The organism is Aeromicrobium sp. 10G20-16, from assembly GCF_055809665.1.
In genome coordinates, this window is the sequence record NZ_CM147919.1 from 2551739 (window position 1) to 2564084 (window position 12346).

A 12346-nucleotide genomic window follows, 5' to 3' on the forward strand; every position below is an offset into this window, starting at 1 on the left:
CGCAGGTGCGGGAGACGCTGCTCGCGCAGGGCGATGCCTACACGATGGTCGGACCGGCCCAGGCGGCCACCGACGGCAGCGACTACGTGATGGTCCAGGCGATCCCGTCGGTGGATCCGTCGTCGCCCGAGCTCGGCGACATCCTCGACGCGACCCGCGCCGATCTGCCCGCCGATGCCGTCGTCGGCGGAGCGCCGGCCGAGAACCTCGACCTGCAGTCCGCACTCGACCGCTATCTCCCCCTCGTGGTGGGAATCGTCCTCGTCCTCGGCTTCGCGCTGCTCCTGGTGGCGTTGCAGGCTCCGCTCATCGCCCTGCTGGGCACCTTGGTCAGCCTCCTGTCGACCGCAGCGGCCTTCGGGGTCGCGAAGCTGATGTTCCAGGACGGCTTCGGGTCGGGCCTGCTGGGCTTCGAGCCCCAGGGATTCCTCGACGGCTGGGCGCCGGTGTTCTTCTTCGCCATGATCTTCGCGATCGCCATGGACTACACGGTCTTCCTGCTCGCGACCGCCAAGGAGCACTACGAGCTGTCGGGCAGTGCCAAGGACGCCCAGGTCGACGGACTGGCTCACTCGGGCCGGGTCATCTTCGCAGCGGCAGCGGTGATGGTGGCGGTGTTCTTCACCTTCGCCCTCGCCGAGCCGCTACCGCCCAAGGAGATGGGGATCATCCTGGGCGTCGCCGTGCTGCTCGACGCCGCGCTGGTGCGGCTGGTGCTGCTGCCCGTGATCCTGCGGCTGACCGCTCACGGCGCCTGGTGGTCGCCGGCATGGCTTCGTCGCGTGCTGCCGAACATCACGTTCTCGCACTGACGCCCCTTTCCGACGCCCCCGACATTCGAGGAGATCTCATGACCACCGATCGTGCCGTCCTGGCCCTGGCCGGAACCGTGATCCTCGTCAGCGTCACCCTGAGTCTGTTGTTCTCGGCGTGGTGGCTGCTGATGGCGGGCTTCGTGGGGCTGAACCTGCTGCAGTCCAGCCTCACCGGCTGGTGCCCGGCGGCGGCGCTGATGCAACGGGCGGGTGTGCCGGCGCACTCCTGCGAGCGCTGATTCGGACGTTGCCGTGGACGATGCGGAGTTCGAGCGGCTCGTGGAGGAGACGTCGCCGCGACTTCGTGCATACGCGAGCCGGCTGAGCGTACCGGGGGTGTCGGCCGAGGACCTCGTGCAGGACGCCCTCGAGCGGGCATGGTCCCGGCGGGCCTCGTTTCGCGGTGACGCGGCCTGGGCGACGTGGGTCCATCGCATCATGATTCATCGGGCCATCGATCTGTCGCGGCGATCACGACCGGACCCCGCCGTGGTTCTTGCCGGGCTTGTCCCGGCGAGCGCCGACTCCCGGTGGGCTCGCCTCGAAGGGGCCGTGGAGGTGCGTGCTGCCCTCGCCCGGCTTGCCGCGGACGATCGGATCACGTTGGTGCTGCGCGACGTCGAGCAGTGGCCAGTCGCTGACGTCGCCGAGGTCTTGGGATGCAGCCGTGCGACTGCGCAGAAGCGAGTACAGCGTGCCCGTGACCGACTCATCCGTGAGGTGTCGCTCACGGACGGTGCCCCGGTCCCGCCCCGGACGTCCGACGCGTGTCGTGACGCCCGCCGCGACGTTCTCGCCTTTCTGGACGGGCGCCTCGACGGGGCGCACGTGTCGGTGCTCGAGGACCACGTCCGTGGTTGTCTCGCCTGCCCGCTGGTGCTGCACGCCCTGCGAGTGGCCGGCGGCGCAGTCGCAGGGCAGGGCGTGTCGGGGTCGGGTGTCTCGGCGCGAGCGGCCGAGACCGTGCGCAGCTCGCTGCGACACCTGTTCGGCCTACCGGCGCAGGAGCGGAGCGATCAGGCAGACGTCGAAGACCCCGGCCAGAACAGGCACGATGCCGATCGCGGCGATGACGATGCCGGCCGTGCCGCCGACGGCCAGCAGGCCGACGAGGATCAACCCGACGCCGACGAGGATGCGGGCGCCTCGACCGGTCGGGGTGCTCATGAGTTCGGGAATGGACATGATGTCTCCTCGGGTGGTGTGACGGTGGTGTCACCTTCTTCGACGCACTTCCCGAGCGGATCGGACACGATGGGGTCGTGAATCGTGTGACGTGGTGGGACCAGCGGCTGCTGCCGCGCATGATCGACGTCGTGCTGGGGGAACGGGTCACCGGCAGATGGCGCGCCCAGGCGGTGCGGGGAGCCAGCGGCGACGTGCTCGAGCTCGGCTTCGGCTCGGGCCTGAACCTCGGGCACTACGACCCCGGCGTGGCGCGGGTGCTCGCGGTCGAGCCGTCGGACCTGGCGTGGAGTCGCGCGGCAGATAGCATCGAGCAGTTCGGTCGACCGGTCGAGCGGATCGGCCTCGACGGCGCACATCTCGACCTGCCCGACGCCAGTGTCGATGCCGTTGTGTCCACCTGGACCATGTGCACGATCCCCGATCTCGAGGGTGCCCTCGAGCAGGTGCGACGCGTGCTGCGACCGGGCGGTCGCCTCCACTTCGTCGAGCACTCGCTCGCCCCGGGCGACCATGTCGCGCAGGTCCAGCGCCAGCTGCAGCCGGCGTGGGGGCGGGTGGCAGGTGGATGTCACCTCGACCGAGACATCCCGCGCGAGCTGGAGCGCGCGGGGTTGTCCACGCCAGACCTGAGTGAGCGCTATGCGTCGACGCTGTGGGTCGCGCGACCGTTCGGATGGTTCGTGACCGGCCGTGCCGGAGTGGTCAACGCTTGAGGATTCGCGAGAGCAGTCCGGTGGATGCCTCGTTCTCGTGGCCGGCGCACCGGTCGGCCTTGGGGACTCCGCGCATCACGGAATCGACGTGCTGGCCGCAACCGGCCCAGGTGGTCTTGCCGCATCGGCGGCACGCGACTGCTCGGCACATGGGTGATCCCTTCGTCGATGACCACTATACCCCGGTGGGTATAGCCTGTCAGGCGAGGGACAGGAACAGCTTCTCCATGGCCGCGACGTCCATGCTCTCGCCGTCGTCGCTGTCCAGGCACTGGCGCAGGCCGCTGGCGATGACGGCGAAGCCGGCGCGGTCGAGCGCCTTCGAGACCGCAGCGAGCTGGGCCACGACCTCGTGGCACTCGCGTCCCTGCTCGATCATGCGGACGACGCCGCCGATCTGACCCTGGGCGCGGTTGAGTCGCTTGACGACCGGGGTCATGTCATCGGGGTCGAGCTTCACGGCGCATCTCCTCGGAGCTAGATGAGTTCCACCATACCCCGTGGAGTATCAGCTCAGCGCTCGATGCGCTGCAGCAGGCCCTCGGCGGTGCCGGTGACCCACAGCCTGCTGCTGCCCGGGTCGACGGCCACGGTGTCGGCCTGACGTTCGGTGGGGTAGCGGGCGATCACCGTGGGGGTGTCCTGGCTGACGTCGAGGCCCACCAGCTCGTTCTTGGTGATCAGCGTGACCCACACGGTGTCGGTCTTGCGGTCCACCGTGATGCCGTACGGCCGGTCCCCGAGCTTGATCTCGCCCACCTGCTTCAGAGGATCGAGGTCGTAGATCAGCACGTCGCCGCCGCGGGTGTCGGTGACCGCGAGGCGCCCGCCGCCCAAGACCACCCCGTGGGTGGGGCCCTCGCCGGCCGACACGCGGGCGACCCGCTGCAGGGTCGCGATGTCGTAGGTGGTGACGCTGTAGTCCTTCACGTCGATGACGGCGGCGGTGTTGCCGTCGGCGACGACGCCACCGGGCTGCAGCAGGTCGTCGAAGGTCTTCACCACGCGACCGTCACGGACCACCGACATGGAGCCGCTGAACTCGTTCCCGACCAGGACATCGCCGTTGGCGGCGCCGGCGGCGTCGTGGGGCTGTCGCTCGACGTCCGTGGCGCGCACCTCGCCTCCGGGCAGGGACACCTCCCAGATCTGGTTGGCGCTCTCGATCGGCACCAGCACCGGCCCACCGGGCTTCGCGACCTGCAGGTGGCGCACCTTGCCCGGCAGCGGGACGGACTTCACGACACGCATCGTGTCGGCGTCGACCAGCAGCAGACGGAACGGCTTGCGTACCGCCACGGCCAGCAGGCCGCTCTGGTCGTCGTAGACGATGCCCTGCGGCAGGTCGCCGATTAAGGTGGACTCGCCGGCCGGCCTGGCCGTGACCTCCGGTGCGCGTCCGGGCTCGGCGGCCTTCTTGCCCTGCGGCTCGTCCGCTCCGCCGCAGGCCGAGGCGACCAGCGTGGCTGCCAGCATCGATGCGAGCAGCAGACGTGCCCGTGTGGTCCGGTGTCGCCGGGTGGAGCTCATGGGGCGAGTCTGCCCCCTCCGAGACGGGCACGCCGACCGAGCGCGGCTCAGGACTGTGCCAGGTGGAAGGGGGTCCTAGATTGGACCGGGTGGCCGACACGCAGACCCCTGAGCTGACCCCCGAGGAACGATCCCGCCGCTGGCACGCCCTGGCCATCTGTCTGGGTGCCGGCGCGATGACCCTGCTGGACGTCAGCATCGTCAACGTGGCGCTGCCGTCGATCCGCGAGGGCCTGGACGCCGGCAACAGCACCATCCAGTGGGTCGTGGCCGGCTACGCCCTGGCATTCGGCATCGTGCTCGTCCCGGCCGGTCGGCTCGGCGACGCCCGCAGTCGGCGCACCGTCTTCATCGTGGGAGTCGGCGTCTTCACGGCGGCGAGCGCGCTGTGCGGCGCGGCACAGACGCCCTTGATGCTCGGCGCCGCCCGCGTGCTGCAGGGAGTCGGCGGCGGACTGATCTCCCCGCAGGTCTCGGGCTTCATCCAGAACCTGTTCAAGGGTCCGGAGCGTGGTCGCGCGTTCGGCCTGTTCGGCACCACCATCGGCATCTCCACGGCGATCGGTCCCGTGCTCGGCGGACTGCTCGTCCAGCTGGGTGGGCCCGAGTTCGGCTGGCGGCTGGTGTTCTACGTCAACGTGCCGATCGGCATCGCGCTCATGGTGCTGGCCCGCCGGTACCTGCCGGTCGCCGAGCAGGGCAAGAAGCAGTCGCTCGACCCGGTGGGCGTGCTGCTGTTCGGCGCGGCGATGCTGTTCGTGCTGCTGCCGCTCGTCCGCAGCGGCAACGGCAACAGCCTCGCTGATCGACCGTGGTGGTTGCTCGGCGTGGCGGCCGCGCTGCTGGTGGCCTTCGTGGTGTGGGAGCGGTGGTGGACCGCCGGTGACCGCGAGGGCCTGGTCGATCTGGCGCTGCTGAAGGTGGGGTCGTACATGCTGGGCCTCGGACTCGGCACCGCCTACTTCGCCGGCTTCACGTCGATCTTCATCATCTTGACGCTCTACCTGCAGCAGGGGCTCGGCTACACGGCCCTGCAGGCGGGCCTCGCGCAGGCGCCGTTCGCGATCGGATCGGCCCTCGCCGCCTGGCAGGCGGGCCGCTACACCGAGCGGTTCGGCCGCCCGATGGTGGTCGCCGGGCTCGTGCTCATCGTCGTGGGGCTGATCGTCATCGACGTCCAGGTCCCGCGGCTCGACTCCAACGTCGCCGTCTGGCTGGCTCCGGCGCTGTTCGCCAGCGGCGTCGGCGGAGGCATGGTCATCGCCCCCAACATCACCCTGGCCCTCGAGGAGGTCGACCCGGTCCGCGCAGGTGCCGGCGGTGGCCTGCTGCAGACGGCCCAGCGGATCGGCTCGGCGCTCGGCGTGGCGGTCATCCTCGCGCTGTTCTTCGAGCGGGTCGCCTCCACCCGGGGCGACTTCGCAGCGGCGCTGTCGTACAGCCTGCACGCCACGATCGGTTTCATCGCGTTCGCCCTCGCGATGGGTCTGCTCGACATCGTGCGGCGTCGCAGGTCGGCCTCCGCGACGGTCGGCGCCTAGTCACTCCGGGCCATTTTGAGCGAGCCGCTGCCGCCTCGCCCGGGCGCCGTCTACCCTGAGGTCATCAGGGCGCATTTCCCGTTGGGGCCCGCGAGACGACGTCAGGAGTGCCGGCATGAACGATCCGTTCGAGGGTTCGCTGCTCGACCCGGCCGCTCTGGACGAGATCGAGCTGACCAGCCGTCTGATGATCGCCGCCTCGGGCTGCGCTCAGCACCTGTCGCAGTGCGAGGTCGACCAGATCCTCGGCATCGCCGCCGCCAGCTGACCGGCAGCATTCACCGTTCCTGCGTCGTTTCGGCACTCAGTTGACGCCTGCCGTTCACCTGCCTCTAGCATGAGCGTGGCCTTTCCACACTGACGGGAGCACGCGGTGCGATTTCGCATTCGACCGGTCGAGACGACCTTCTACGACCTCTTCTCGCAGATGGCTGCACAGCTGGTCGACGGGGCGGCGCTGCTGGCCGCCCTGCTGGACCCGCAGGCCGACGCCGACGAGCTCGCCGAGCGCATGCGCGAGGCCGAGCACCAGGCTGACGAGATGACCCACGAGATCGTGCGGCGGGCCAACTCGACGTTCATCACCCCGTTCGACCGCGAGGACATCTACAAGCTCGCGAGCAGCCTCGACGACGTCATGGACTTCATGGAGGAGACCGTCGACCTGGTCCACCTCTACGAGCTCGGCCAGCTGCCCGCCGACTTCGCTCCCCAGGTCGAGGTGCTGCAGCGGGCCGCCGCCGTGACGGCCGAGGCCATGCCGCGGCTGCGCACGATGAAGGACCTCGACGAGTACTGGATCGAGATCAACCGGCTCGAGAACCAGGGCGACCGGTCGTACCGCCGCATCGTCGCCCACCTGTTCAGTGGCAGCTTCAAGTCGCTCGAGGTGATGAAGCTCAAGGACGTCGTCGACTCGCTGGAGCACGCCATCGATGCGCTCGAGTCGGTCGCCAACACGGTGGAGCAGATCGCGGTCAAGGAATCCTGAGCGTGGACCTCGTCTTCACCCTGCTGGTCGTCACGATCGGCATCGCCCTCTTCTTCGACTACACCAACGGATTCCACGACGCCGCCAACGCCATCGCGACCTCGGTGTCCACCCGCGCCCTGACCCCGCGGCTGGCTCTGAGCATGGCGGCCGTGCTCAACTTCGTCGGTGCCCTGCTGGGCGTCGAGGTGGCCAAGACGATCAAGGACATCCTCGCCGGCTTCGACGGGATCATCGCGCCCGAGCACGCCCTCACCGTCGTGCTGGCCGCCCTGGTCGGGGCCATCACCTGGAACCTGATCACCTGGTACTTCGGCATCCCCTCGTCGTCGTCACACGCGTTGATCGGCGGACTGATCGGCGTCGGTCTCGCGGCAGGCGTCTCCGTCGACTGGCAGAAGGTGATCGACAAGGTCGCCATCCCCATGGTGCTCAGCCCGCTCATCGGGTTCACCGGTGCCTTCGTGGTCATGACGAGCATCATGTGGGCGCTGCGTCGACGCAATCCGCACGCCGTCAACCGCGGTTTCCGGCGCACACAGGTGGTGTCGGCCGCAGCCCTGTCGTTGGGACACGGTCTGCAGGACGCCCAGAAGACGATGGGCGTCATCGTGCTGGCCCTGATCGCCGCCGGTGAGCACACGTCGGCCAACGACGACATCCCGCTGTGGGTGATCCTGGCCGCAGCCGGCGCCATCAGCCTGGGCACCTTCTCCGGTGGCATGCGGATCATGCGCACCATGGGCCGCCGCATCATCGCGCTCGACCCTCCCCGCGGGTTCGCGGCCGAGTCGACCGCAGCCGTGGTGCTCTACGGCATGGCCATCTACGCGCAGGCCCCGGTCTCGACCACCCACACCATGACGTCGGCCGTGATGGGCGCCGGAGCGTCCAAGCGCTTCAGTGCCGTCCGGTGGGGCGTCGCGCGCAGCATCGTGACCGCGTGGATCATCACCATCCCGGCAGCAGCGGGCGTCGCGGCCCTGTCCTACTTCGTGCTCCGCGTGCTCATTCCGCAAGGCGCCTGACCGAGCGCGCTCAGCGCGCGAGCGTCAGGCGCCGCGCTGGCATGGGTTCACGCGATTCGCGCAGAGCGCGAATCGGTTCACCCAGCCTCGCGTCCGGGGCGCTGCGCGCCGGCACGACTCACGCTGCGCTGGCATGGCTGAGCGCTCGCTCGCAGAGCTCGCTCGGCTCAGCCGCCTCGCGTCCGGGGCGCTGCGCGCCAGCACGACTCACGCTGCGCTGGCATGGGTTCACGCGATTCGCGCAGAGCGCGAATCGGTTCACCCAGCCTCGCAGTCGGGCGGCTACGCCGCGGCACGCTCACGCTGCGCTGGCATGGCTGAGCGCTCGCTCGCAGAGCTCGCTCGGCTCACCCAAACCGGCCCTGGATGTAGGCCTCGGTGGCGGCCTCGGTGGGGTTGGAGAAGATCGCCTCGGTGCGGCCGACCTCGACCAGCTTGCCCGGCATGCCCACGCCGGCCAGGTTGAAGAACGCGGTCTCGTCCGAGACGCGGGCGGCCTGCTGCATGTTGTGGGTCACGATGACGATCGTGTACTCGGTCTTGAGCTCGTGGATCAGGTCCTCGATGACGCTGGTGGAGATCGGATCGAGGGCCGAGCACGGCTCGTCCATGAGCAGCACCTCGGGCTCGACCGAGATGGCACGGGCGATGCAGAGGCGCTGCTGCTGGCCGCCGGACAGTCCCGAGCCGGGACGGTCCAGACGGTCCTTGACCTCGCCCCAGAGGCCGGCGCTGCGCAGCGACCGCTCGACGATGTCGTCGGCCTCGGCCTTCTTCATGCGCTTGCTGTTGAGCTTCTGCCCCGCCAGCACGTTGTCGTAGATCGACATCGTGGGGAAGGGGTTGGGGCGCTGAAAGACCATGCCGACCATGCGTCGCACGTTGACCGGGTCCATGTCGGAGCCGTACAGGTCCTCGCCGTCGATGAGGACCTTGCCCTCGACGCGGGCGCCGCGGATGACCTCGTGCATGCGGTTCAACGACCGCAGGAAGGTGGACTTGCCGCAGCCGGACGGTCCGATGAAGGCGGTGACGGAACGTGCGGCGATCGGGATGGTGACACCCTCGACCGCGAGGAAGTCGCCGTAGTAGATGTCGAGGTCGGAGACGTCGATGCTCTTGGCCATGAACTGATTCCTTGATCCGGAGCGCTGGTCAGCGCTCACCCTTGGGGGAGAAGAAGTACGAGACGAGACGTGCGATGAGGTTGAGCAGCATGACGATCAGCAGCAGCACCAGGGCTGCGCCCCAGGCTCTGTCGATGCTGAACTCCGGCGGCACTCCCGGGTTGCGCTGGGAGGAGTAGGCGAACACCGGCAGCGTCGCCATGCGGCCACCGAAGAGGTTGAAGTTCACCGAGTCGGTGGCACCGGCGATGATCAGCAGCGGGGCGGTCTCGCCGATGACGCGGGCGATCGACAGCGTCACGCCGGTCACGATGCCGGCCAGTGCGGTCGGCAGCACCACCTTGGCGACGGTGCGCCACTTGGGCACGCCCAGGGCGTACGACGCCTCGCGCAGCTCGTTGGGCACGAGCTTGAGCATCTCCTCGCTCGAGCGGACGACGATCGGGATCATCAGGACCGACAGGGCCACCGATCCGCCGATGCCGAGCCGGACGCCTTCGCCGAAGAAGATCACGAACAGGGCGTAGGCGAACAGTCCGGCCACGATCGACGGGATGCCGGTCATGACGTCGACCAGGAACCGCACCCAGCGAGCAAGCCGGTTGTTGTCGGCGTACTCGACCAGGTAGATCGCCGCGAACAGGCCGATCGGCACCGAGATGACGGTGGCCGCGCCGGTGATCAGCAGCGTGCCGATGATGGCGTGGTAGACACCGCCACCCTCGCCGACCACGTTGCGCATCGAGAACGTGAAGAACTGCACACCCAGGACGCTGAGGCCGTTGCTCAGCACGGTGAACAAGATGCTGAGCAGCGGCACCATGGCGACGGCGAACGCCGATCCCACCAGCAGCGTCACCAGGCGGTCGGTGGCCTTGCGGGTGCCCTCGACGGCCACCGACCAGGCGGGAACGACGAAGCACAGGGCCCAGGCCACGAGGGCGCCGGTCAGCTTGCTGTCGGTGGCGAGCCAGGCGCCGACGCCTGCCAGCACCGCGATCATCACGACGACGGTGGGGCCGGCGGACGGCAGCTGTCGACCACGCAGGGCCGTGGCGATGTCCCCGGGGAGCGGGCGGGTCTGGGTCTTGGTCTGGGTCGACATCAGTTGGCTCCGGAGAATTCCTTGCGGCGGTCGACGATGGCTCGCGCCGCGAAGTTGACGAGGAAGGTGATGACGAACAGCACCAGGCCCGTGGCGATCAGCGCGTTGACCGACTTGCCGCTGGACTCAGCGAAGCTCAGGGCGATGTTGGAGGCGATGGTGCTCGGGTTGGTGCTGCTGATCAGTGTGGCGGTGACGACGCCGGCGGTGGCCGACAGCACCATGGCCACGGCGAGAGTCTCGCCCAGTGCGCGGCCGAGGCCGAGCATTGCGGCCGACACGATGCCCGAGCGGGCGTAGGGGAACACGGTCATGCGGACCATCTCCCACCGCGTGGCGCCGAGGGCGAGCGCCGCCTCCTCGTGCAGGCGCGGCGTCTGCAGGAAGATCTCGCGGCAGATGGCGGTCATGATCGGCAGGATCATGACGGCGAGGACGATGCAGGCGGTCAGCAGCGCGCGACCGGTGGTCGAGGCCGGGCCGGCGAAGATCGGGATGAAGCCCAGGTGGTCGGCGAGCCACTTGTAGGTGGGGGCCATGGCGGGGGCGAGCACGAAGATGCCCCAGAGGCCGTAGACCACACTCGGGACGGCCGCCAGCAGGTCGACCATGTAGCCGAGGGTCTGGCCGAGGCGACGCGGCGCGTAGTGCGAGATGAACAGGGCCACGCCGATGGCGATCGGGGTCGCGATGATCAGTGCGACCGCGGCCGAGATGATCGTGCCGAGGACCAGGGGGCCGACGTACGGCAGGAAGTTCTGGCCGCTCTTGACCTCGTCGGGCGAGGCGGTCATGCCGGGCACGCCCTCCGCCGTCAGGAAGATCGCGACTCCGGCCAGCGTGGCGAGGATGAGGACGCCGGCGCCCGTCGCCAGGCTGGAGAAGATGCGGTCACCGGGGCGTACCGGAGCCTTGCCGGGGGCGGCATCCGAGGTGGTGCTCACAGACGTTGCCTTTCGCGGATGTCCATCGATGCAGTCTTGTACAGATGGCTGGCTGAACCAAGGGTGCGGGGCGCCCGGTCTCGTGACCGGGCGCCCCGCGTCGGGTCAGGCGCCCTTGATGGTGTTGATCGCCGCGGCGACCTTGGCCGAGAAGTCGCTGGTCAGCGGAGCCGAACCGGCAGCCTCTGCAGCGGCCTTCTGACCCTCGGCGCTCGTCACGTAGGTCAGCCAGCCCTTGACGAGGTCGGCCGTGGCGGCGTCGTCGTAGCTCTGGCAGGCGATCTGGTAGGACGCCAGCACGATCGGGTACACACCGGGCGTGGTCGTCTTGCGATCGATGTCGATGGCCAGGTCGGTCGCGGCGCGACCGGAGACCGGCGTGGCGGTGTCGAGCGTCTTGGCGGCGGCGTCCGGGGTCGGATCGGTGAACGTGTCGCCGACCTTGACCTTGACCTTGCCGAGGTCGCCGGCCTGGCTCTCGTCCGCGTAACCGATCGTGCCCGAGCCGCCCTTGACCGCGGCGACGACACCCGACGTGCCCTCGGCGGCCTCGCCGCTCTGGATGGGCCAGGTCTCCACGACACCGCCGGTCCAGCCGCCGTCGGAGGCCTTGTCCAGGTAGTCCGTGAAGTTCTTCGTGGTGCCCGAGTCGTCCGAGCGGTGGACCGCCGTGATCTTCGACGACGGCAGCTTGGCGTCCGGGTTCGTCGCGGCGATGGCCGGGTCGTTCCAGGTCGTGATCTTGCCCTCGAAGATGGCGCCGATGGTCTTGGGATCCAGCTTCAGGTCGTCGACACCGTCGAGGTTGTAGATGACCGCGATCGGGCTGACGTAGGTCGGGACCTCGATCACGTCGCCGCCGCAGCGGTCGGCAGCGGAGGTGAGCTCCTCGTCGGTGAGGTAGGCGTCCGACCCGGCGAAGGCGACGCCCCCGGCGAGGAACTGCTCACGACCGGCGCCCGAACCAGCGGGGTCGTAGTTGACCGTGACGTCCGGGTTGGCTCCCTGGAAGCCGGCCTTCCAGGCGCCGACGGCGGCCTCCTGGGCGCTGGAGCCGGCACCGTTGAGCGTGCCACTGAGCGAGCTGCCCGAGTCGGAGCCGGTCGAGCCGGAGTTCTCGTTCGACGCGCCGCAGGCGCTGAGGGTGACGGCGAGTGCGAGGGCGGTCACCGCGGGAGCGGTGAGGCGCAAAGACATGCGGTTCACGGGGGGATCCCTCCATGGGAATGGTTGTTCTGACCCGGTCACCGTAGGAGCGTCAGGTGTATGCCCCCCACGCACGAGATGAACGAGAGGTGAACGACGCTCCAACCTTGGGTCGGGGCCGTGTGGCCCAGGTCATGCCGTCGCTGCGATTGCGGCGT

Annotated in this window: 14 protein-coding genes and 1 pseudogene; 8 read left to right on the forward strand and 7 right to left on the reverse strand. The window is 69.1% G+C overall.

Translation table 11 applies throughout. The annotated features are described in order from the left end of the window. The first annotated feature begins 5 nt into the window (after window positions 1-5). The 3 genes and pseudogenes from AC0L5F_RS13035 to AC0L5F_RS13045 all read left to right on the forward strand — a co-directional run. On the forward strand, window positions 6-812 hold the full coding sequence (locus AC0L5F_RS13035) for an MMPL family transporter (RefSeq protein ID WP_473313830.1): 807 nt from the start codon (window positions 6-8) through the stop codon (window positions 810-812). Between the two features lie 38 nt (window positions 813-850). Further along, on the forward strand, window positions 851-1054 hold the full coding sequence (locus AC0L5F_RS13040; RefSeq protein WP_473313831.1) for a YgaP family membrane protein: 204 nt from the start codon (window positions 851-853) through the stop codon (window positions 1052-1054). 40 nt (window positions 1055-1094) lie between these two features. After that, window positions 1095-1637 (forward strand): annotated as a pseudogene (locus tag AC0L5F_RS13045) (RNA polymerase sigma factor); the annotation flags it as partial. Window positions 1638-1808: 171 nt separating this feature from the next. Here the strand turns inward: AC0L5F_RS13045 and AC0L5F_RS13050 are convergent. Further along, complete coding sequence (locus AC0L5F_RS13050; RefSeq protein WP_473313832.1) at window positions 1809-2000, reverse strand: YgaP family membrane protein; 192 nt, start codon at window positions 1998-2000, stop codon at window positions 1809-1811. Window positions 2001-2077: 77 nt separating this feature from the next. On the opposite strand from AC0L5F_RS13050, the gene AC0L5F_RS13055 reads away from it, so the two are divergent. Continuing rightward, window positions 2078-2716, forward strand: coding sequence for a methyltransferase domain-containing protein (locus AC0L5F_RS13055; protein WP_473313833.1), 639 nt, complete (start codon window positions 2078-2080; stop codon window positions 2714-2716). 199 nt (window positions 2717-2915) lie between these two features. On the opposite strand, the gene AC0L5F_RS13060 is transcribed toward AC0L5F_RS13055, so the two are convergent. Beyond that, on the reverse strand, window positions 2916-3176 hold the full coding sequence (locus tag AC0L5F_RS13060) for a metal-sensitive transcriptional regulator (RefSeq protein ID WP_473313834.1): 261 nt from the start codon (window positions 3174-3176) through the stop codon (window positions 2916-2918). Window positions 3177-3229: 53 nt separating this feature from the next. After that, window positions 3230-4246 carry a YncE family protein gene (locus AC0L5F_RS13065; RefSeq protein ID WP_473313835.1) on the reverse strand — a complete coding sequence of 339 codons (1017 nt, stop codon included), beginning with the start codon at window positions 4244-4246 and terminating at the stop codon, window positions 3230-3232. Window positions 4247-4335: 89 nt separating this feature from the next. Here AC0L5F_RS13065 and AC0L5F_RS13070 point away from each other — a divergent pair, with 89 nt between their 5' ends. The 4 genes from AC0L5F_RS13070 to AC0L5F_RS13085 all read left to right on the forward strand — a co-directional run bounded on the left by AC0L5F_RS13070 (window position 4336) and on the right by AC0L5F_RS13085 (window position 7806). Next, window positions 4336-5787: an MFS transporter gene (locus AC0L5F_RS13070; protein ID WP_473313836.1), complete on the forward strand. Its 1452-nt coding sequence runs from the start codon at window positions 4336-4338 to the stop codon at window positions 5785-5787. 115 nt (window positions 5788-5902) lie between these two features. Continuing rightward, the gene (locus AC0L5F_RS13075; RefSeq protein WP_473313837.1) at window positions 5903-6055 is read left to right on the forward strand and encodes a hypothetical protein; all 153 of its coding nucleotides are present in this window, start codon (window positions 5903-5905) and stop codon (window positions 6053-6055) included. 105 nt (window positions 6056-6160) lie between these two features. Then, complete coding sequence (locus AC0L5F_RS13080; RefSeq protein WP_473313838.1) at window positions 6161-6778, forward strand: DUF47 domain-containing protein; 618 nt, start codon at window positions 6161-6163, stop codon at window positions 6776-6778. 2 nt (window positions 6779-6780) lie between these two features. Beyond that, window positions 6781-7806, forward strand: coding sequence for an anion permease (locus AC0L5F_RS13085; protein ID WP_473313839.1), 1026 nt, complete (start codon window positions 6781-6783; stop codon window positions 7804-7806). Between the two features lie 347 nt (window positions 7807-8153). On the opposite strand, the gene pstB is transcribed toward AC0L5F_RS13085, so the two are convergent. The 4 genes from pstB to pstS form a co-directional block, all read right to left on the reverse strand. Next, window positions 8154-8933, reverse strand: coding sequence for a phosphate ABC transporter ATP-binding protein PstB (gene pstB, locus AC0L5F_RS13090; RefSeq protein ID WP_473313840.1), 780 nt, complete (start codon window positions 8931-8933; stop codon window positions 8154-8156). A gap of 28 nt (window positions 8934-8961) precedes the next feature. After that, window positions 8962-10038 carry a phosphate ABC transporter permease PstA gene (gene pstA, locus AC0L5F_RS13095; RefSeq protein WP_473313842.1) on the reverse strand — a complete coding sequence of 359 codons (1077 nt, stop codon included), beginning with the start codon at window positions 10036-10038 and terminating at the stop codon, window positions 8962-8964. Beyond that, window positions 10038-10982 carry a phosphate ABC transporter permease subunit PstC gene (pstC, locus tag AC0L5F_RS13100; RefSeq protein ID WP_473313843.1) on the reverse strand — a complete coding sequence of 315 codons (945 nt, stop codon included), beginning with the start codon at window positions 10980-10982 and terminating at the stop codon, window positions 10038-10040. The genes pstA and pstC overlap by 1 nt, the downstream gene beginning before the upstream one ends. A 105-nt stretch (window positions 10983-11087) precedes the next feature. Beyond that, complete coding sequence (gene pstS / locus AC0L5F_RS13105) at window positions 11088-12179, reverse strand: phosphate ABC transporter substrate-binding protein PstS (protein WP_473316193.1); 1092 nt, start codon at window positions 12177-12179, stop codon at window positions 11088-11090. Window positions 12180-12346: the final 167 nt, after the last annotated feature.